Source organism: Sphingomonas sp. PP-CE-1A-559, from assembly GCF_004340965.1.
Taxonomy (GTDB): Bacteria; Pseudomonadota; Alphaproteobacteria; order Sphingomonadales; family Sphingomonadaceae; genus Sphingomonas.
The window spans coordinates 974041-995629 of sequence record NZ_SLYA01000002.1 but is presented as its reverse complement, the minus strand read 5'-3'; the positions used below and the strand labels follow the sequence as shown (position 1 = coordinate 995629).

Below are 21589 nucleotides of genomic sequence, written 5' to 3'. Positions count from 1 at the left end.
CCAAACCGCAAAGCATGTCACTGGCCGGATACTTAGCCGCCTCGGACCCTGGCCTAGGCGGAGGGTTCAGAGGGCGACACCGATGCGCTCATGGTTACGCGCGTGGTGGCCGCCGCGCCGAGCACCATCAGTGCGCCGCCGAGGTACAGGATGTTGCGCGGTTCGCCGCCCATGACGGAGTGGTAGAACAGCGGGACGGTGAGGCTCTCGATGATCATCGGGATGACGATGAACATGTTGAAGATGCCCATGTAGACGCCGTTGCGCTCGGGCGGGATCATGTCGATCAGCATGATATACGGGTTCCCCATCATGCTTGCCCAGCCGATACCGATACCGAGCATCGCCACGAACAGCGCGGGCTCGGTGCGAAGGCCGGGAATCGCCAGCATCGCCACGCCCGACGCGAGCAGGCACGCGGCATGCGCGCTTTTGGCGCCCCAGCGGCGGGCGAGCGGCACCAGCGCGATCGCCGCGACGAAGGCGACGGCGTTGTAGAACGCGCCGAGCTGGCCGACGGTCAGCACGGTATCGCGGAACGCTTCACTCTTGGCGTCCGACGTGCCGTGCAGCGACCGGGCGACCGCGAAGGTGATGAACTGCCAGTACGCGAACATAGCGTACCATTGGCATAGCATCGCCAGTGCCAGCTGCCGCATCGGCCGCGGCATCTCGACCAGCGCGGTCTTGAGGTCGCGCAGCGTGCCGCCGAGCGTCAGCGGTTCCTTCGCCAGCCGCGCCTTCTCCTCAGCCGGCAGCGGCAGTTCGGGGACGCGCACGACCGACCAGACGATCGTCGCCAGCGACAGCACCGCGCCGATCAGGAACGCGATCCGCGTGATGTCGGGGATGCCGTTGCCATCCACGGCGTCCTTGTTGAAGCCGATCCACACCAGCAGCGACGGTGCCAGATAGGACAGCGTCTGCGCGAGCCCGGTGAACGCCGACTGCGTCAGGAAGCCGGCGGCGCGCTGGTCGTCGGGCAGGCGGTCGCCGACATAGGCGCGGTACGGCTCCATCGTCACGTTGTTGGCCGCATCGAGCACCCACAACAGGCTGGCCGCGACCCACAAGGTCGGGCTGTACGGCATCGCCAGCAGGCACAGGCTGCACAGCACCGCGCCGACCAGGAAATAGGGGGTGCGGCGGCCGATCCGGGTCGAGGTCCGGTCGCTCATCGCGCCGATCAACGGCTGGATCAGCAGCCCGGTCATCGGCCCGGCGAGCCATAGCAGCGGCAGGCTCGCCTCGTCCGCGCCGAGATAGCCGTAGATCGGCGCCATGTTGGCCTGTTGCAGACCGAACGAGAATTGCAGCCCGAGGAACCCGAGGTTCATCTCGATCAGCCGCATCAGCGACAGGCGAGGCTTGGTCATGAGGCCGAGGTTCATTGTCATGCCTCTTGTGCGAGATGGCCGGGCGTGGACCTATCGATCCTCCCTCGCCAGGGGGAGGTGGCGCCGAAGGTGACGGAGGGGGAGGGCACGGAACCTGCCTTTCGCATGCCTCCCCCTCCGTCTGGCAAGAGCCAGCCACCTCCCCCTTGCGGGGGAGGATTGTGGATTCGCAGGTTCATGCTGCTGGGCCTGCCCAGATAACGCCCCAGGGTTCGACGGCGAGCGTCGCACCGCAAGGCTGTTCGGACAACCGATCCTGCCAACCGGCCAGACCCTCGATGGAGAGGGCCGCGTCGGAGAAGTTCAGGAAGACGCGGTCGCTGCCGCAGCCGATCCCGAGCAGTGCAGGGGAACCCGTCGCGATCGCCGTTGGCGAACCCGCGCCACCGCTCGCAACACGTGCCGCCCGCAGCGCTTCCAGATCCCCGCCGATCCGCCGTGCAGCCTCGCCATCGAGCGCCGTCCAATCCATCTCTGGCCGATGCAGCCAGCGGCCTTCATGCGCGCGCTCGGCGTCGTCCAGATAGCTGGTGTCGTTGAGCAGTCCCGCCTCGTCACCCATGTACGTCGTCGCCAGACCACCACTCGCGATCGACAGCGCGTTGAGCAGTGCGATCCGGCGAAACGCCATTTCGCGCGCATCATCGTCCGCCGCCGCTTCGAGCCCCGCCAGCGACGCCATCGTCCCGTTCGAGCCGTGCAGCACCGAGCCGTCCGACTGGAACGGCGCGCCGCGTGCCCAGCTGCCATCGCCGCCTTCGAGGAACCGCGCCGCCGTCTTCAGCCGCCCGACCGGGTCGGGATCGATCCCCGTAAGATCACCGATCACCGCGCCCCAGCCGATATCGTCGTGGCACCGCGCGTAACTGAGCCAGTTGGCACCACGCGGCAGGCCACCGCTCGCCTCGACGATCGCGTGGGGCAGGGTGGCGGACTGCTCTGCCAGTGCGACCCAGCCGGCGACCATCAGCGAATTGTTATAAACGAGATGGCATTCGGGCTCGAACCCGCCGTCCCAGTCCGCGCCTTCGTCGGCGCCAAAATACGGCGGTACGAGCGCGGTCGGGACGATTGCCTCGGCCTTCAGCAGTGTTGCCGGCGCGACGATATCGAGCGCGGCGCGGAGGGCGCGGACGATGAAATGCGCTTCCGGGCGGTTGCGGCAATCGGTGCCGATCTGCTTCCACAGGAACGCGATAGAATCGAGCCGGAACGCCTCGAAGCCGTGGTTCGCCAGCCTCAGCATCGTGTCGACGATCGCGAGCATGACCTCGGGATTGGACCAGTTCAGGTCCCATTGGAACGGATAGAAGGTCGTCCAGACCTGTCCCCCCATCGCCGGCACATGGGTGAAGTTACCCGGTGCGGTGGTCGGAAACACCTGCGGGAGGTCGTTCTCGTACGCCTGAGCCTCCTCCCCGCCCAGAACATGATAAAAGGCGCGGTAATGCGGATCGCCCGCAAGCGCGGCCTTCGCCCAGGCATGATCGTCCGCGGTGTGGTTGAGTGCAAGGTCGACGCACAAGCTGATCCGCCCCTCGCGGAGCCGTGCGGCAAGCCGCTCGACGTCAGCCATCGTCCCCAGCCGCGGCTCGATCGCGAGATAGTCCGCGACCGCGAAGCCGCCATCGCTGTCGCCCTCGCGCGCCTTCAGCAACGCGAGCAAATGGAGATAGCGCACGCCGAGCGATTCGAGATGGTTGACCCGGTCGATCAACCCTCCGACGGTGCCGGCGAACCGATCGACATAGGTCGAATAGCCGAGCATGTCGGGTGCGACGAACCAGTCGGGATCGCCCAGCCGCGCATCGTCGAGCGCGACCATCGCCGCTGGCCGTTCGCTCGCCCGGTCGCGGAGGATCGTCTCCATCCGCGGCCAGAGCGTCGCCAGTCGATCGGTACCGTACAGCCGTTCGAGCTGTCGTTTAAGCAGGGGGGCGAGCGCGTCGAGACGGCGCGCGGTGGAGGTCACTGTCACGCTCACCCGCCCGATCAGAAGCCGACGCGGACCGCGGCGGAGATCGTCCGGCCGGTGATCGAGCGCGCGCGGACGATGCCGTTGGTCGGGATCGCGCCTTCCTCGGCTTCGGTGATGCCCTTCACGTCGAACAAATTGTTGCCGTTGACCGACAGCGTGACGTTTTCGGTCGGGTGCACCGACACGAACGCGTTGACCTGCGTATAGCCGGGCATCTTCAGCCCGTTATTGTCCTGCGTGTAGCTGTCGGTGGTGCCGATCACGTTCGCGCCGACGGTCAGCCGACCGACATCGACCTGCGGGGTCGCCTGGAAGATGAACTTGGCCTGGCGACGCGGGCGGTTGCCCTCGACCGCGGGGTTGAGCACGTCCTTGGTGATCTTGGCATCGGTGTAGGTGCCGCCCGCCGACAGCGAGAACGGCCCGCGTGCGATCCGGCCCTCGAGCTCGACGCCCTTCGCCTCATATTCGCGGTTGAAGAAACGCTGCGTCGTCGCCTCGAAGTTCTGCTCTTCGGTGCGCGCCCAGAAGCCGGTGGCGTAGAGCGAAAGACCGTTCTCGCGGAACTTGAACCCACCTTCGAGCTGGCGGACGAAATCGACCGCTGCGCCTTCGTCGGTCAGGCCGCCGGTCGTCGTGTTGATCGACGGGCCGAACAACAGGCGATCGGCGTTGGCGCGACCGCCGCGGCTGTAGCGGGCGAACACCGCCGTGCTGTCGGTCAGGCGATAGTTCGCGCCACCAGAGTAGGACAGATAGTCGTAGTTGTAGTTGAGCGGCGACCGGCGGTTCGGGATCACCGCGACCTGACGCTCGGGTGCCGAGATCACACCGTCTCCGTTGATGTCGAACGTCGTGATGCCGCTGCCGAAGCCCGCACCCAGATCGGCGCCGGCGACGCTGCCGCGTGCCCGGCCGAAATCGTAGCGCAGCGAGCCGTCGATGTTGAAGCGGCCGATCTCCAGCCCGAGCTGCGCGAACGGTGCGTAGGTCGTGTAGTCGAGATCGTACGACCGGCGGCAGCAATTGCCGAAGCCGAATGCCGAATAGCCCGGCGTGCCGTTCTGCGTGACCGGAACGCCCGCCGCGGTGCGGATGTCGACCAGCTCCGAGCGGCCGTCATCGGCGACGGTCTGGACGAACGAGTTCCACAGCCAGTCGCTCTTGATGTCCTGGCGCGAGGCGTAGAAGCCGCCGGTGATTGCCAGCGTTCCGGTACCCACCGGCACCGAGCCATTGAGGCGGATGTCGTTGGTGATGTTGTTGAGGCTCTTCAGGTCGACGTCGAACAGCACGACGTTCGCCAGCAGGCCATTGCCGTTGAGCGACGCGGGGTTGGCGATCCGCTGACCGTTCTGCGGTCCGCTCGCGTAGAATAGCTGCGCGCCGGCGCCACCGATGCCGTTGGCGATCGACTGCGCCGAACCGACGGCCGAGGGGAACGGCGAGGTGAAGCCGCCCGAGATATCCGAATAGCGGAACCGCTCGACGATGTTCCAGCCGTCCGCGACCGGGATCTGCGTCTCGAGACCCGCCGAATACACAACCGGGTGCTGGCCGTCGCGGATCGAGCGCGTGACGAGCTGGTTGTTGCCGTCGAGCGTCTGCACGGTGCGGATGTCGGCGCTGTGCAGCGTGCCGTTGTTGATCGAGAAGTTGGTGATGTTGCTGTAGGTCGGGTCGCCGTTCGTTCCGCTCACCTGCACCGGGTTCGGGAGGTAGCCGATCGCGCGGTCGTCGAGATACTTGCCGTACAGGCGGACATAGCCGCCATTGCCGAACGACTTGGTGATGTTCCCCTTGAACTGGCCGCCCTTGACGCCATCGAAGCCGACTTCGCGCTGGCCGTCACCGATCCGGTAGAAGCCGCCGAAATGATAGGTCAGCGTGTCGGACAGCTTGCCGCCCTGGTCGAAGTCGACGCGGAACTCGCGATAGTCGAGCCCGCTGCTCAGCTGGAACGCGCCGCCCTCTTGCTCGCCAGTCTTCGAGATGAAGTTGATCACGCCGCCCGGCGAGTTCGAGGCGAAGGTCGAGGCCGAGCCGCCGCGGACCGACTCGACCGTCCGGACGTTGAAATCTGCGCGCAGGAAGATGTCGGCATTGCCGAACGTGATGTCGCCGAATTCGAGGATCGGCAGGCCGTCTTCCTGCAGCTGGAGGAACTTCGAGCCGCCCGATGCGACCGGCAGGCCGCGCACCGAGATGTTCGCGTTGCCGTCGCCGCCCGATGCCTCGACCCGGATGCCGGGGAGGTTGCGGAGCAGTTCGCCCGAGGTGCGCGGCGCGAGCTGGATCAGCGCATCCGAACTGATAGAACTGGTGGTGATCGAGGTGTTGAGCTTGTTCGTGCCGCGCGCGACGGCGGTCACGACGATGTCGTCCTGCGGGACGTCGGTGGCAGGGGCTGCATCAACGGACGTGGCGGCCGGATCAGCCTGCGGTGCGGTCTGTGCGGCCCCTGCGGTGGCGAACGATGCGGCGGCGATGCCAGCCAGCAATGCGTGACGTACTTTCATGCGACTCTCCCTGCGCGACGGCTTTCTGAGAAGCCCAAGGCCGCTTCCTACCGTCGCTGCAATCGATTGCAACATGTTTTCACAATCGATTGCAGAAATCAGGCGGACTGTCTCTTTATCAGCGCAGGGGGAACGATCGCGGACTCGGCTGGCTCGCCGGCGACCCGCTTCAACAGGCGGTCGACCATCAATTCCGCCCCGATCGCAAGATCTTGGCGGATCGTCGTCAAGGACGGTGACGTGTGTGCCGCCAACGAGACGTCGTCATAGCCAATGACCGAGGTCGTGGTGGGAACGTCGATCCCCGCCTCGGCCAGCGCGCGCAGCACGCTCATCGCCGCGACGTCCGATGCAGCGAAGATCGCGTCGGGAACGGTGTCGCGCGCGAGATGCTCCGCCACCGCAGCATGAACCGCCTCGGGGCTCATCGGAGTCGCCAGCACCGTGTACGCGATGCCGGCCTCGTCCGCCGCCGTCGCGAACCCGGCAAGACGATCCGCAAACTCGGGCGGGGCAGGGTCGCCGACGAACAGCAGCCGCTGTCGCCCTTGCGCGATCAGGTGCTCCGCCGCCAATCGACCGCCCGCGACATTGTCCGATCCGATCGTCACATGATGCTGGCCGGGACGGTTCGCACCCCACACGATCAGTGGGCGGTATCGCTGCGAAACGCGCTCGATCGCCGCGAACTGATCCGACTGGCCGACCAGCAGCAAGCCATCGATCCGCCCGCTGTCGACCAGCCGTTCGAGCCAGTCGTCGGCATCCGGAATCACCCGCGACAGCAAAATGTCATAGCCGCGTTCGACCAGCAGATCCGCGAGAAACCCGAGCAGCGACAGGAAGAACGGATCGGTCAGATGCTGCGTCTTTGCGTGGCCCAGCGGCAGGACCAGCCCGATCGCGCCGGTGCTCTTCATCCGCAGGTTGCGCGCCAGTTGGTTGGGCCGCACGTCGTGCTCGCGTGCCAGCTCGCGTATCCGCTCGCGCGTCTGCTCGTTCACGGAGGAATGTCCCGCAAGCGCACGTGACACGGTTGCGGTCGAAACGCCCGCGAGTGCGGCCAGGTCGGCGAGTTTCATTGTGGTGGAGTTCCTCGTCGGTACGCGCGTAGGCGACGTCGTACAGTCAGCACCGCGGGGCTGCAATTGTCGGGCGATTTACCGACGGACTTGTACGATCCGGTAATCGAGCGGGCCCTAAAGACTATATGTCAATAGGATCGCTATGCGATCGAACACTGCCGTAGCGTCATCTACCGCTTGCCGGATGCATCATCGTGGCGTTCGACGCGATGATGCATCCCATGCGAGGCGGTGATCGGAGCTGCAAGGTAGCGATCCAGGAACTGCTGGTGCGTCGGCATGCCTGCGACCGCGTCTGCGATCGTGCTGCGGATATTGGTCAGGACACCGGCGAGCTGCGGGCCGCCCATGATGCTGCCCAGGCGGTGGTGGTCGCGCGGGGTCAGGCGCTGGCCGAGCATCACCTGCACCCAGCTGGCGACACGGAACAGGTCATCGCCGCCCTGATACGCCTGCGCGCCCTCGGTGAAGAGCGCGATGCGCTCCACGAGTGTGTCCGGGATCGGCATGTCCCGGCGCGCTGCCCAGAAGGGTTCGGGACGTTCGTTCAGGTGATAGTGGAGGATGATGAAGTCGCGGACGCGCTCAAGCTCGGCCTGCGCCTGATCGTTGTACCGCCTGACCAACGCGGGTGCGATTCCGCCGAACGGGAAGGTCTGCATCAGCCGCGTAATGCCTGTCATGATCAGATGGATGCTGGTCGATTCGAGCGGTTCGACGAACCCGCTGGCGAGGCTCAGCGCGACGCAGTTCCCCATCCATACCTGCCGCCGGCGACCGGTGCGGAAGCGGATCAGCCGCGGCTCGATCAGCGGCGCGCCGTCGATCGCGGCAAGCAGCCGGGCATGGGCCTCGTCGTCCGACAGATGCTCGCTGGCGTAGACCAGCCCGTTACCGACGCGGTGCTGCAGCGGGATGCGCCAGCGCCAGCCCGCGTCATGCGCGATCGCGCGCGTGTACGGGTGCGCCGGACCCGTCGCGGCGGTCTGCACGGCCAGCGCGCTGTTGGTGGGCAGCCAGTGCGACCAGTCCTCGTATCCGGCGGCGTAGGTGCCCTCGATCAGCAGCCCGCGAAAGCCGGTGCAGTCGATGAACAGGTCGCCCTCGACGCGCTCGCCGGACTCGAGGACGAGCGCGCGGATGAAGCCGGTCTCGCCGTCGCGATCGACGTTAGCGATCCGCCCCTCGATCCGTTTCAACCCGTTCGCCTCGCTACGCGTGCGCAGGAAGCGGGCGTATAGGCCTGCGTCGAGGTGATAGGCGTAGTTGATCTGGCCCTCGGAGGGGAGCGCGAACCGTTCCGCCTTGGCCGCCTGGAGTTCCAGGCAGTAGTCGCCGATCTCGCTCGTATCCCCGTCGGCTTTGGCGGCAAGCCAGAAATGGTGGAAGTCGCCCATCCAGGTCGATTTGCCGATGTCGCCGAACGAATGGATGTAGCGATCGCCGTCTCGCGCCCAGTTCTCGAACGAAATGCCGAGCTTGAACGTCGCTTGCGTCGCGCGCATGAACTCGCGTTCGTCAAGGCCCAGGATCGTGTGGAACGCGCGCATCGTCGGTATCGTCGCTTCGCCGACGCCGATGGTGCCGATCTCTTCGGATTCGACCAGCGTGATGTCGAGCAGCTGGTCCAATTGTCGCGACAGGGCGGCGGCGGCGAGCCAGCCGGCGGTACCACCGCCGGCGATGACGACTTTCCTGATGCGCTGCTCGGCCATGTTCGGCTCCTATCGGTTGATGCGCTGGAGGATCTTGGCGCGCAACCGGCGTGCCGACATCGCATCCAGTGGCGCGAGTTCGCCCTGTGCGTGCTCGGGCAGGTGCTCCCTGGCGTGGTCCGCAGGGCCGAAGACATAATGGTCGAACATGGCGCGCCATGCCTGCTTCTCGTGATCGGGCCGATCGCGCAACGACAACAGGCCGTGAAGCAGCGTGTTCATGGGCGTATCCATGAACCGTGGCACCGCGTTCCACCAATAGTTGATCATCACGTTGAATGGATCTAGCGCCTCGACATTATGCCACCACAACGCCGGGTAGAGCAGTACGTCGCCTGGCTCGAGTTCGGCGATTTCGGCGTGCGCCAACGCCTCGGCAAAGCGCGGATAGCGGTCGAGATCGGGGGCGCGGAGGTCGACCATGCTCACCACCTGTCCGGCGGGCGTCGGCTCCAACGGCCCGGGGTAGAGGTTGGCGACCTGTTCCGGCGGGAACAGAGTGAAGCGTCGTCGGCCGACGATGCAGCACGCCAGATTGTTCGACATGTCGTAATGCGTCGAGGCGGTGGTACGATTGCCGATCCAGATGCTGACCAGCGGTGGGTTCTCGACGAGTTGCGGGTCTTCGAACGGCAGCGCGGCCTGCGCGCGAAGGCCAGGCAGGTACAGATCGATGTCGGTCGAGCCGATATAGATGGCGGGGGCTTCCGGATCGCCGAGGCCGACAAGAAGCTGGTCGAGATAGCCGGACAGCGAACCGCTCTCTCGTTTGAAGTTCAGCGCGGCGCAATCGTCGGAATACCCGAAGCGGCCGCCGATCGCCGGATCGCCGACGTACGCCGTGACGGGACGGCCACCGTCGAACTGCTTGAGCCACGTCATTGCCGGCTCTGCACCTTCCAGCCCGACAGCCACCAGCGGCAAGTGGCTGGCGATCCCGCGCAGGATCACCGGAACGCCGTCGGCGATCAGGTCGGCGATTGGCACGCTGATCGCGCTCGTGCCCTCGATGACACGCGTACGGCGCGTAATACCTGCCACTGCGATCAACCGTTCTGAGTGAGCAGAGATTGCTTGCGCGCAATCAACTGCTGGATGTTGCCGAGCGACGCTGCGGCCAGGATGGCAAGACGCAGCACGCCTGATCCATGGAGCCGCTCGAGCGGTTCGCCTTTAAGACCGGCTAGGTGCTCGAGGTCGACGACCAGCACGTCGGCTATGGTGTAGCGGCGCTCTTCGCTGACATCGACGGTGAGCGTAACCGGGGTGAGGAGGCCAACCTCGTCAAGCGCGGTATAGGCAGCCGGCGCGGTCTCCAGCCCTTCGTACAGGAGGCGGAGCACGCCGGTGATATGTTCCAGGTAAGGCGTATTGCCGCCATGTTCCAGGAACAGCGGCAGGCCGGCGCTATCGCCGACGCGCCCGTCGTCGAGATCGACGTGCAGCATCGGCTCGCCGACATCGTCCCCGGGGCCCCGGACCATCCCGATCGAGAAGGGGCCGCGCTGGTGACTGGCGGGCACATAGCGGCTAGTCCAATAGTCGCCGGACAGGAACAGGTTCTCGTCGCGGTCCAGCCCCAACAGGGCATAGGCCTGCAATCCCTCGTCACGACGGCGGAATATGATGGCGAATTCGCGCTGCACGGCCTCGAACTCCGCGGGGAATATCAGCGTCTGATTGGCCGCGTCGCCGAACGCGGCGCCCGCCCGCGGGCTTACGCGTAGATCGGCATGGTCGATATTGTTGATCTGTACGGGCTTCATCCGCTCCGGTCCTGTTGTTGCCTCACGCTTATCAGCGCGACCGCGACCGACAAAGGAAAAGGCCGCTGCACGGCACGGCGGCGGCCTTTTTAGTGGGGTCGGGAGTGGACCAAGATCCACTCCCGTCGTCATCAGAAACGATAGCGCGCGCCGAGATAATAGCGTGGCTTGAGTTCCTGCACATATACCAGGTTCGTCTCGGTGCGGGCATATTGGCGGAACGGCTCGCTGGTCAGGTTGACCGCTTCGAGCGAGACCGAGAACGCCTTCGTGACATCGTAGCTTATGCTGCCGTCCAACGTACCGAACGCGGCCGTGAACAACGGATTGCGATTGCCGCCCTGGTTCGTCGCCGCGAGATACTTGTCACGCCAGTTGTACGAGACGCGAGCCGAGATACCGCCCTTGTCGTAGATTGCCGTCAAGTTGGCGCTGTCGCCCAAACCGCTCAGCGCGAAGATGTTGACGTTCGGATCGGCATAGGGGTCCACGTTCACGTCGCCACTCACCTTCGTGTACGAAACCGCGAAACCGAAGCCGGTCTGACCGAAGAAGTTGGTCCAGGCGACTTCGAAGCCGTGGATATTGCCCTCCTTGTTGTTGACCGGACCGCTGATGGCGAAGTTCACGAGCGGATCATTGGCGTCCCCAACGAGATCGACCGCAAGGGCGAGGGGATTGTAGACCGCATCGCTGATTTCACCCGTGGCGGGATTGAGCGCGCCGCGGAAGGCCGCAGTCGCCGCCGCCTGGTTTCCGCCATTCTGTTGCAGAAGCGCGGCGTAGGCGAACAGGTTCCTATCCGTCTGGGTAATGCCGTTGTTTCTGAGAAACGCCTGCGCAATACCCGAACGCGACCCTGGCGCGCCTGAACCCGGGTCGCGCAGCCCGAACAGGTTACCGTTGGTTATCTGGTTGCCGACGAAGTTGCGCACGTTCTTGTTGAAGAAGCCGACCGAGACGAAACTCGTGGGCTTGTAATACCACTCCAGCGACACGTCGAAATTGTCCGAGATCAGCGGTAACAGCGCCGGATCCTGCCGCGTGGCTGGAGCCGGGGCCGCACCGAGTGCGGTCGGACGGTTTGGAGCGTTTGCCGTCACGGATGCGAACAAATTGCCATAGTCCGCCCGTGCCAGCGTACGGCTGAACGAGGTGCGCGCCATGACGTTGTCGAGCACTTCGATATTGAAGTCGAGCGACGGCAGCAGGTTGTCGTACTTCGACTTCGCGATGACCGCGGCGCCTGGAGGTCCGCCGATCACGGTGAAGTCATTGTCCGATTGCCAGGCTAAAGCCGTCGGTATCGACTGAAGACTGACGGACTTGACGCGGGTCCGTTCGTAGCGAACGCCAATCAGCGCGTTTGCACGGCGTCCGCCAATGTCACCGCCCCAAGCCATCTGGCCGTAGACCGCCAAGTTCTTCTCGCCCACGGTGTCGTCCGACGAACCCTGCAAAGCGTCGGGGCGACCCAGCTTCGCGTAATAGGGTGAGAAGATGTCCAGCAGTTCGACCGCATCCCCACGAAATGCGACCAGCGCCGACCCGGTCGAGTTCGGGTTATACTTGTCGAATTTGCAGGTCATGCAATAGGTCTTCACGAGATCGCCGGCGAGTTCCTGGACGCGGCCAGTGTCCGTGATGCTCCAGTCGCCAAGAATCTGCTGGTTATTGGAACTGGCCGAGCGCGTCGTTGCATCCACATAGTTGCTGCCGACCACGAAACGGCTATCGTTGCCGAGATCCCAGCCCAGCTCACCACTGAACTGATTGACTCTCGATTCCTGCTTGGAGAAGATTCGGCGCGCGACCTGAGTGCCCAAGTCTCCGATATCGAGGATGTTGTTGCAATTGCCGCCGCGCCCCCCGTTGGTCGCGTTGCAATCGTTGAGCGTTTCCGACTGCTGTGGGAAGCCGCTGCTGAAGTCGACTTTGTGCGTAGCACGAACCGGAGCGCCGATCGAGATCGTCGTCGCCGACGTGCCGTTCGCATTGTCCGGATTCGTGGTCGACTTCGAATGGTTTGCATCGAGCTTCAGCGACAGCACATCGGTGAAGTTCCACTTGACGTTGCCGCCAACCGAGTACAGCTCGGTCTTCGTGGCGAAGCGTTGCTGCTCGTACCCCTTATCCGCCTGCTTAGCCTCGGCCAGGATAATCGCAGTCTGCATCTTTTTGTTGTCGTCGAAGGTAACGTCGCTGAACGGCCGCTGGAACCAGTTAGTCTGCTCGCTACGCTCGTCGCTCAACTTGTTGCGCGCATACAGGCCATCGATCGTGATCTCCAGCCGATCCGTAGGCTTGAACTGGATGTTGGCCTGCCCGTTGATGCGCTCGCGGCGGTTCTCGGAGAACTGATAGCGGCTGTCGTTCGGGATTTGCACGTACTGCGTAGTAGGACGGTTCGTGATATTCGTCGTCGGCGTGATGTACGCGCCCGCCGTATTCAAGAAATCGGCCAGCGGAACGATGTTCCAATAGTTCGGGTTCGACTGGATCGATGTCGACTCGCGTAACTGATAGCTGCCGAAGACGTTGACGCCAAAGGTTTCGCTGGGGTTTTTCCAGTTGATCAGGCCAGATAGTTCGGGCGTGACCTTCTTCAGATTGGCCTCCGCATTCTCGACCGAACTGTCGTATAGTGCCTTGGCGCCAATCGAGCCCGACAGGCCGTCTTCGCGCGCGTCAAGCGGCCGGCGGGTGATGACGTTGATCGCAGCGCCGATGCCGCCCGTCGGAATGTTCGCCCGGCCGGTCTTGTAGACTTCGAGCGTGGCAACGCCTTCAGACGCGAGATTCTGGAAGTCGAACGAGCGGCCGGTGCCGACCGCGAAGGCGTTGCCCGTGCTGGTATCAATGCTGGTCGACGCCAGCTGGCGGCCGTTCAGCGTCACGAGGTTGAAGCCGCCGCTGAAGCCGCGGACCGCGACCTGGGAGCCTTCGCCGTTGGCGCGGGTGATCGACACGCCGGTGATCCGCTGCAGCGACTCCGCGAGGTTGGTGTCGGGAAACTTGCCGATATCCTCGGCCGAGATGGCGTCGACGACGCCCGCCGAATTACGCTTGATGTCGATCGCGCGATTGAGACTGGCGCGGATGCCGGTGACGACGATTTCGTTGGCAGGACCGGCCGCCGCGTCGTCGGGTGTGCTAGCCGCGGGCACCGTGTCGGGTACCGTCTGCTGGACGGTCGTCGTCTGAGTGCCCTGGCCGGTCGCAGCGGTGGTCGTCTGCGCGATCGCAGTGCTGGAAGCGGCCAGCCCGGTCACGACCGCAATGGTCGATACCGAATGCGCGAGCGTGCGCGAAAATTTCATCATAAATCCTCCCCCATTCCCGGCCGCCCTAATCAGGCCGGATTGCACACGGTCGTTGCCGTGTATGATAGGGCTACCATCAGGGGAGCGAGTGTCAACCGCGCGAGGGAAGTAGACCCGTACGATCGTCAGAACTCGATCGACCGACGTCGCGAACAGTCCTTACGGAATACCATGATTTACAGGGGTTTACCTGATCAGATCACCGCCCCAGGATATGATGTCTCGATCCCATCAGTATTGAACGTAATGGAATCTGTCTCAACTGTGATAAAATAAGCACTATTATGATAGTATGAAGACGGTATGCGGACGGCGCGGTCTGGGAATCACGGTTACGCCAGAGAATTAGTTTTAAGGTCAGTCATTGTTACCCAATAACACCGACATCGCCACGTGATACCTTGGGGTATGTAAATAGACTTCATTGCGGGCAGATGGACTTGAAGCAGTTTCGTGGCTGGATTGCGGTCACGTGATCCCCACCGTTAGCGATACGGATCGTTGCGGCACCCGCAATCCGTAGGGACTGCCACCGCGCGATTGGACCGATTTGGCAAGGGGGCGTCTCGCTTGCCCATCAGTTGCGCTCGCAGTGCGGCTTTCGCATTGGCGCGGATCGGCGCCTGTCGAAAGCACCGCGTTGCTCGAAACGATGGGCGTGCCGATCAAGGAGGTCGCGCATGACGCAGGGAAGGGTGGTCCGGCGCTGGTTCGCCAGACGCGCTCAAACCTCATGAAGGTCCGTTCCTGCAGCTTTCGACAGCGATCCGGCTCTGTTCGGTTGTCGCACGTTGGTCGCGGCCTCCGCTCAGTTCGACGAGGCGCGCCATCGCGGCGCGCCTCCCGTGGTTTACATCCGGAACGAGACCGAGGCGACGTACGTGCGGCCGTTCTTGTAGAACGCGGTCGGGCGATCACGCGAGCCGCTATACTGCGTATAAGTCGAGTCGAGCAGGTTCTGCGCGTTGACCGTCAGCGTGACTGCCTTGGTCAGGTTGAAGCCTGCCGAGAAGTCGAGCTGGCTGTACGGCGCGACCATGTCGATCGAGTTCAGGCGGCCGATCGCGCGGAAATACGACGAGCGGTAGTTATAGCTCAGGCGAGCCTGGAACGGCCCGTTCTCGTAATACGGTATCACGTTGACGGTGTGCTTCGACAGATAGGGCAGGTTTAGACCCTCGTCGGTCGAGCTCTGGGCGTAGGAGTAGTTCGCCTGCAGGCCGAAGCCGTGCCAGATCTCACCCTGTGCCGAGACCAGCGCGCCGTTGACGTTCGCCTTGCCGCCGTTGAGTGGCTGCGACACGAGATAGGACGCGTTGCTCTGCGTCAGCTCGTTGAAGAACGTCTGGCGGCTGAGGCCGTTGAGGATGTAGTCCTTCACTTCGCGGCGGAACAGCTCAAGCGACAACAGCGTCCCCTCGCGCGGATAATATTCCGCCGACAGTTCGTAGTTGGTCGACTGGTACGGCTTCAGGTTCGGGTTGCCGCCGCTCGCATCCAGCGTGATGTCGTTGCGACCGACCGATCCGCCAAGCTGCTCGTAGCGCGGGCGCGCGATCACCTTGGCAACGCTGCCGCGGAAGATCAGGTGCGTGCCCGCTTCATAGGCAACGTTCAGGCTCGGCAGGAACTTCAGATAGTCGTTCTCGACCCGCTGCGGCACGATCGTCGGCAGGCTGCCGTCGGTACCGGAGACCTGATCGGCATAGTTCGACACGTTCTTGGTATAGACGAGGCGTCCACCGATGTTGCCGCGGAAGCCGCTCTGGTCGAAGTTCAGCTGGACGTAGTTCGCCGCGACCGTCTCGTCGACGATGTACGACGCGGTCGGCTTTGCGACAGGGATGTTGATCGAGTTCGCGAGGATGTCGATCACGGTCTGCTGCGACAGGTTGATGTACTTGGTCGCGTTGCCGGTGCCGCCGGTGCCGTCGAACGTGCCGTTCGGCGTCGTCATCGTGTCGACGCCCAGGGTCGCCAGCGTGTAGTTCGACGTCGAGTAATTGTTGAAGCCGCTCGCGTTCAGGCGGTTGCGGTGATCGGTGAACTTGCCGCCGATGCGGATTTCCTTGAACGGCCCTGCCTCGAACGGAATGACCGCGTCATAGCCAGCGTAGTAATCGCGATCGATCGTCTTGGAGAAATCGATGCCGCCCGCGCGCGCCGCATTCAGCTGCGTGCCGTTGACGATGACGGGAGCGCCGTCGATCGTCTGCAGCTGCGGACTGTTGCTGCGGCGATAATTGGCCGGGTTGGTCAGGTCGCCGACATAGTCTACGTTCGCGCTGTTGGAGGTAAAGCCGTAGCTGTACGGAAGGTCGGTCCGCACATCGAGCAGATACTCCGGATTGCGCCCGCCGATCGCCTTGCTCCAGCCGCCGGTCGCCGAAACGGTCGCGCCGCCGGGACCTTCCCACTCGGCAACGAAGTTGAGGTTGTCGGTGGTCAGCTTGGTCTTGCGGATCAGCAAGTCGAGCTGCGCGCTCTGGCTGTTCGCCGAGGCTGCGCCGAAGCTCGCATTGGTGACGACGCCGTTCGCGACCGTTGCCGACTGGAGAACGTCGCCGCTCCACGCGCCGGGGATCACGTACATCGACTGGCTGCTGTTGTTGTAGTTGCCGTCGATATGCAGGCCGTTGAGCGTCAGCGTGATGTCGTCGGTCGGCTTGGCCTGGACCGTACCGACATAGCTGATGCGTTTACGCTCCTGCGTGAAATACGCGTAGTTGATGCCGAACGGCGACACCGCGTTGGCGAGATCCTGGCGCGTACCGCCAGTGATCGTTGCGTTCGGGCTCTTCAGGACAGGCTGTCCGCTCGCATCGCGGATCAGCGCGTTGTTCGCATCCTTCTGGAAAAAGCGGTCGCCGGCATTCTCGAACCCGAAGAATTCGACACCCGAGCGCGTCAGGCTCTGCTTGTCATAGGTGACGGCGCCGAGCACGCCGAACGTGCCGCCTTCGTTGTGCCAGCTGTACAGGCCGGAGGCGCGAACGTTACCCTTGTCGGCGCGGTCGTTGTACGCATAGCCGCCGGACGCGAAGATCGAGTTGGCAGGCGTGTCGAGCGGGCGACGCGTGCGGACGATGACCGTGCCGCCGATGCTGCCTTCCTCGATCCGCGGCTCGGGCGACTTGTAGACTTCGAGGCGCTCGACGAGTTCAGGCGCGAGCAGCGAATAGTTGAAGGTACGGCTGGTCGGGTCGTTGTCGTTGCCACCCCAGTCCGCCGAGGCGACCGCATGGCCGTCGAGCAGCATGCGGTTGAGCGCGGGGTCGGTGCCGTGGATCGCGACCTTCTCGCCTTCGCCGAAGCGACGATCGATGCTGACGCCTGGAACGTGCGAGAGGGATTCGGCAACGTTGCGGTCGGGGAACTTGCCGATCGCCTCGGCGCTAATGACGTCGACGATCGCGTTGGCGTTGCGCTTGACTGCGATCGCACTGCGCAGGCTGCCGCGGATACCGGTGACGACGATGTCCGTATCGGCGCCGTCCGCTACGGGATCAGCCTGGGTTGTGGTGGCGACGGGGGCGGACGATGGCGCGGGCGCCGACTGCGCGAAAACGGGTTGCGCGAAAACTGGTACCAGACCGAATATCGCCGCACCGGATGCGAGCAAAACCTGCTTACGAAAAACCATCGTCAAAAGCCCCTTCCCATCGACGCCGCAGCGTCACCCTTAGACACGGTCCTGCCCGCGTCGCTCGACTCACCTCGCTGGCCGGACCTCTAAAGGGTACTGTCATCGCAGCGTGGTATTGGTAATATATAACCAATCTAATTCCTGACGCTATCGGAAAATTACAGTTCCGTGTCGGCCGATACGTTTGCAAAGCCCGCAAAAACCTCATGATCGTTTTGGAGGTAGTCCGTCGACAAAATGCGAAGCTGGCCGAGACGACGCTACGATCTCAAGATCCCAGTGATCTAGAATGCTACCAATCTATAGCATAGTGCAAGCGGCACCCATCGTCCGCATAGTCACGGCCGACCGTCGAACTCGAAAACCGCCGGGCTAGTCATCCGGCACGTATAGGCAGCTTATGGAATCGCGCCTGTTCGGCTAGATCGATTGGTCCGAAATGCGACCATCCGTGATCTGCGTATGACGATGCGCTGCAGATCGCGCGCGACCTGATGCCGAAAATCCGAGTTCAGTTCTGGTTTGGGTTGGAAGGCGGGTGAGATCCAGCGTCACTGAGCGGCAATCTATGCCGAAGGGTAGATCTCGCCGATCGTCTCCGACTCGTTCGAAGGCCCGCCGATCATGTAGAGGGCCAGCAGCAGCAGACCGGCGAGGTGTTCCATCGAAACACCTCGCCAATTGGCGATCATCCGCGCGCGTGCGCTCGGGCGACCGAGTGTTCTAACGTCTCAGAAGTTGATCCTCACGCCGACGTTGCCGGCATAGGATCGCTGTTGCGAGGACAACACGCCGGTTCCCGTGGCGTAGAGGACGAGCGCGGAGGCGAGCGGCAGTTGGAGTCCGGCCTTGCCGACGAACGCACTTTGCGAAGGTCGAGCGCCTGCGATCGTGAACGAGGGATCGGCCAGCGCGACAAAATCGACTCCGATATCGCGGTCGCGGCGGAACTCGTGGAGGTAGCTCGCTTCGATCATTGGTCGCAGCGCGAGGCCGTTTCCTAACGGCACGCTGCCATCCATCCGCAACCCGACATTGACCGGGAGCGACGTCGTGGTCTGCTTGGCCGCCTGCAACGCCAGCACGTTGCCGCGCTCCGCGAACGCATCGGTGTAGAGACGCGCATATTCCACCGCGACGAACGGCGTCAGGTCGAACGACTGGACTGCGATACGCTGACCGATTTCGCCGCGCAGGCGCAACTCCGCGGCGTGGTACCGTGCGATTTCGGTTTCGCTGGCGACGCTGCCGATCCCGCCCGCGGTCCGCGTCGTACGGATCGCATAATGGCCATAGCCCAGCGACCCGCGGACATACGTGCCCGTCGGTAGCGCATACGAGGTGTAGGCAGAGACGTGATAGCTCGACGCCTTGCCCTTGGTCGCGCGTGCCGCGGTGTTGAAGCGGGTGTCGAGCCCGCCCGCGACGAAACCGGCACGCCACCCGGTCGAGACTTCACCGTCGAGCCCTATCAGCCCGCCCCAGCTGTTGCTGCGGCGATCGACCGTACCGTCGGTGTCCCGGCCATCCGTCCATTCCCGACCACCCAGCGGCCCGCCCCAGAGGTGCATCTGGGTGTCGGTCAGGACCGCGCGCTGCTGATCGGTCACGGCATCGCCGAATACCCGCCCGGCAAACAAGGCCGCGCTGTTTGCATCGGCAAGGCCTTCACCCGACAGAGTGTCGAGCGCTGCAGTACCCGCCGCCGCTGAGCCCTGGCCCGTGGCGTAGACCGTGTTGAGCAACGTTGCCGCGCCGGCACCGCTCGCCAAAGGCACCGCGCTCGTCAGCGCCGCTGCGACGCGTTGCTGGTTCGCGGTGACCCCAAGCGCGCGATAGTCGATATCGGTCCGGTTAAGGTTCAGGCTTGCCGCCGTCGTCGAATAGTCGAGCACGCTGCGCAGGTTGGAGGGCACGCCCGTGACGTTGGCGAAGCTGCCCGAAACCCCACCGCGTGCCGTGACCAAAGTGATGCGCGTGACCGGTAGCGTGCCGACCGAACCCTGGACGCGCACCGTGCCGTCGAGTTTAGCCGCGCCGGATACAACCGTGCGGCTTGCAAGCGTAGGCGATACCGTCTGCACCAGCGTCGCGCCGCTGGCGAGCGTGAGCGGACCGTTGATCGTCAGCGTGCCCGGCGTGGTTCCCGTGCCCGGCACCAGCGTGCCGCCGCTATTGACCGTGACGGCGCCGGTGCTGCCCGTGCCACCAAAGACTGCTCCGGTGTTGACGGTCGTCGCCGAGACGATCGAGCCGGTAACGGCTAGCGCGCCGCCATTGACGATCGTCGGGCCGGCATAGCTGTTCTTCCCCGTCAGGGTCAGGCTGCCGCTGCCGTTCTTGGTCAGGCCGCCGGTTCCGCCGATATCGTTGCCCCAGCTGTCGGCGGCCGCATAGCCGCCCTGCGCGGCGTCCATCGTCACCGCGACCTGGCCGTTGAACGCGCCATAGCCGTCGTTCGCGGCATAGAGGTTCAGCTGGCCCCATCCGTCCAGCGTATTGCCGGTAAGCACGGGATAGCCCGAGGGGAGGGCGGTAGTCGCGAGGATCTCGGTCCGCTGCGCATCGGTCAGATACCCGAACCGCGTCAGCAGCAGCACTTGCGCCTGCACCGGCACGTCCGCGGCGGTCATCGCCCTGACCGGACCGACCGGCGCGAAGCCGTAGGTCATCTCGGCAAGGTACGTCGCTTTGTTCTGCGCGACGTTGGCATACGGATCGGCGGCGGTTGCGCCGGACGCGTTGGCGGCGGCGATGCACGCCGTCACCGTCGCGGTGCCGCAGGCCGACGCCAAATACGACTGGGTCTGGGTATAGGCCTGGTAGACCGCATACGCGCTGGCATTGGCGGGGTTGGTCCAGTCGAGACGATTGCCCTTCGCGTCATACAAGGCCGCATAGATGTTGGTCGCCGACAGCGCCGTCGCCTCGATCCGCGCACCCATGATGTCGAGCGGCGAATGCATCCCGGCGAGGATCCGATTGGTACCCAGGTCCGCCGCGCGCGCGAGCAATTCCTGCCCTTGCTGCGGGATCAGGAACGCCGTGCCCAGCGCCTGCAGCATGCCCGAATTGGTATGCCCGCTCGGATAGGCGCCGTCTGCATAGGGGTTGGACGAATTGATGATCTGCAGCATCGGGGTCGGTACGTTGACGTCGGTCGTCACGCGGTATGGCCGCGGCGAGGCACCGATGCCGGGAACATATTCGCCGACCTTGAACGTCGCCGCGGTGAACTTGCCCGCGGAATCGAACGTCCCGAAATTGGGTGCGGTGATCGGCTTGCCGCCATTTGCCGCAACCATGTCCGCCGTTACGACGAACCCGCGGACCCACTGCGTCGTGGAGGCGTAAGGCGCTGGCGTCGTAAAGCTCGACAAATACGACGGCACGATGATCGCCGCGGTGTCCGCCAGCGTCAGCGCGCCGCGATTGGTGTTGACGTTGTAGTTGGCGAACCGCGGATCGAGCGGATCGATCGGTGGGTTCTCGCCCTGATACCGCGCGAACGTCCGCTTCGCGGGCTCGGTCGACGAACTCGCGCGGACCGTGTTGTTGATGAACGCGACCGCGGCGGCCAGCGGCGTGGCGGTGCCGTTGCCGAACTTCTCGGCGCCGGGGCTGAAGCTGTTGCCGAGATTGATGTTGGCGAGATAGTCCGCGAGCGTCGCGGTCGCATAGCTGGTCGGGGTCAGCGTGTTGGGCGCCGATCCGCTGGTCGAGGCCCCTGCGCCCGCCATGTAAAGGTTGGTCAGCGCGCCCAGGCCATTCAGGATGCTGTACGCCTGATTGGTGCGATCGTCGTGGATCGCCGCGAGGGTCTGGCTCGGCGTACGCGCGTTGGTCATCGTGACAACGGTCTTGTAGTTCTGAACCATCACTTCGGGATGGTCGCGGATCAGCTTCACATAGCTGTCGAGCAGCTTCGGAACGATGCTGCCGATCGCCGGATTGCTCTCGTTGACGTAGTTGACCGGTGGCGATGTCGGGATCGTCTGCGCCGCGATCGACAGCGGCGTCAGCATCGTCGCCGATGCCGCACAGACCATGAATTTACTTAAAGACACACCATTCCCCTTACGCGTTTCGAAGCGGGGCATGGCATCTTGCGGCGACAATTTTATGCGACTTATGTTGCAGGTGCGTCATAAAGACGGGGG

10 protein-coding genes are annotated in these 21589 nt (G+C 64.1%); all 10 read right to left on the bottom strand.

Annotated features, from left to right (window positions below; translation table 11 throughout):
* Positions 1-53 precede the first annotated feature (53 nt).
* A complete protein-coding gene (locus tag C8J42_RS09835; protein ID WP_243644246.1) occupies positions 54-1397 on the bottom strand; it encodes an MFS transporter in 1344 nt (447 codons plus the stop codon).
* Between the two features lie 175 nt (positions 1398-1572).
* The gene (locus tag C8J42_RS09830; RefSeq protein ID WP_133019839.1) at positions 1573-3375 is read right to left on the bottom strand and encodes an alpha-amylase family glycosyl hydrolase; all 1803 of its coding nucleotides are present in this window, start codon (positions 3373-3375) and stop codon (positions 1573-1575) included.
* 14 nt (positions 3376-3389) lie between these two features.
* A complete protein-coding gene (locus tag C8J42_RS09825; RefSeq protein WP_133019838.1) occupies positions 3390-5894 on the bottom strand; it encodes a TonB-dependent receptor in 2505 nt (834 codons plus the stop codon).
* A 98-nt stretch (positions 5895-5992) separates the two neighbouring features.
* The gene (locus C8J42_RS09820; protein ID WP_133019837.1) at positions 5993-6976 is read right to left on the bottom strand and encodes a LacI family DNA-binding transcriptional regulator; all 984 of its coding nucleotides are present in this window, start codon (positions 6974-6976) and stop codon (positions 5993-5995) included.
* A gap of 173 nt (positions 6977-7149) precedes the next feature.
* The gene (locus C8J42_RS09815) at positions 7150-8694 is read right to left on the bottom strand and encodes a tryptophan halogenase family protein (RefSeq protein WP_133019836.1); all 1545 of its coding nucleotides are present in this window, start codon (positions 8692-8694) and stop codon (positions 7150-7152) included.
* Between the two features lie 9 nt (positions 8695-8703).
* On the bottom strand, positions 8704-9726 hold the full coding sequence (locus C8J42_RS09810) for a cupin-like domain-containing protein (protein ID WP_243644284.1): 1023 nt from the start codon (positions 9724-9726) through the stop codon (positions 8704-8706).
* A gap of 14 nt (positions 9727-9740) precedes the next feature.
* Positions 9741-10460, bottom strand: a complete 720-nt coding sequence (locus C8J42_RS09805) for a SapC family protein (RefSeq protein WP_133019834.1) — start codon at positions 10458-10460, stop codon at positions 9741-9743.
* Positions 10461-10591: 131 nt separating this feature from the next.
* The gene (locus C8J42_RS09800; RefSeq protein ID WP_133019996.1) at positions 10592-13780 is read right to left on the bottom strand and encodes a TonB-dependent receptor; all 3189 of its coding nucleotides are present in this window, start codon (positions 13778-13780) and stop codon (positions 10592-10594) included.
* 853 nt (positions 13781-14633) lie between these two features.
* Positions 14634-17426: a TonB-dependent receptor gene (locus tag C8J42_RS09795; RefSeq protein WP_133019833.1), complete on the bottom strand. Its 2793-nt coding sequence runs from the start codon at positions 17424-17426 to the stop codon at positions 14634-14636.
* Between the two features lie 734 nt (positions 17427-18160).
* Positions 18161-21496, bottom strand: a complete 3336-nt coding sequence (locus C8J42_RS09790) for an autotransporter domain-containing protein (RefSeq protein ID WP_165895467.1) — start codon at positions 21494-21496, stop codon at positions 18161-18163.
* Between the last annotated feature and the right edge of the window lie 93 nt (positions 21497-21589).

What these genes read in the sequence shown, in the direction of transcription:
- C8J42_RS09835 (WP_243644246.1), bottom strand. Translation starts at nt 1,397, where the DNA reads ATGACAATGAACCTCGGCCTCATGACCAAGCCTCGCCTGTCGCTGATG.
- C8J42_RS09825 (WP_133019838.1), bottom strand. Translation starts at nt 5,894, where the DNA reads ATGAAAGTACGTCACGCATTGCTGGCTGGCATCGCCGCCGCATCGTTC.
- C8J42_RS09820 (WP_133019837.1), bottom strand. Translation starts at nt 6,976, where the DNA reads ATGAAACTCGCCGACCTGGCCGCACTCGCGGGCGTTTCGACCGCAACC.
- C8J42_RS09815 (WP_133019836.1), bottom strand. Translation starts at nt 8,694, where the DNA reads ATGGCCGAGCAGCGCATCAGGAAAGTCGTCATCGCCGGCGGTGGTACC.
- C8J42_RS09805 (WP_133019834.1), bottom strand. Translation starts at nt 10,460, where the DNA reads ATGAAGCCCGTACAGATCAACAATATCGACCATGCCGATCTACGCGTA.
- C8J42_RS09800 (WP_133019996.1), bottom strand. Translation starts at nt 13,780, where the DNA reads ATGAAATTTTCGCGCACGCTCGCGCATTCGGTATCGACCATTGCGGTC.
- C8J42_RS09795 (WP_133019833.1), bottom strand. Translation starts at nt 17,426, where the DNA reads ATGGTTTTTCGTAAGCAGGTTTTGCTCGCATCCGGTGCGGCGATATTC.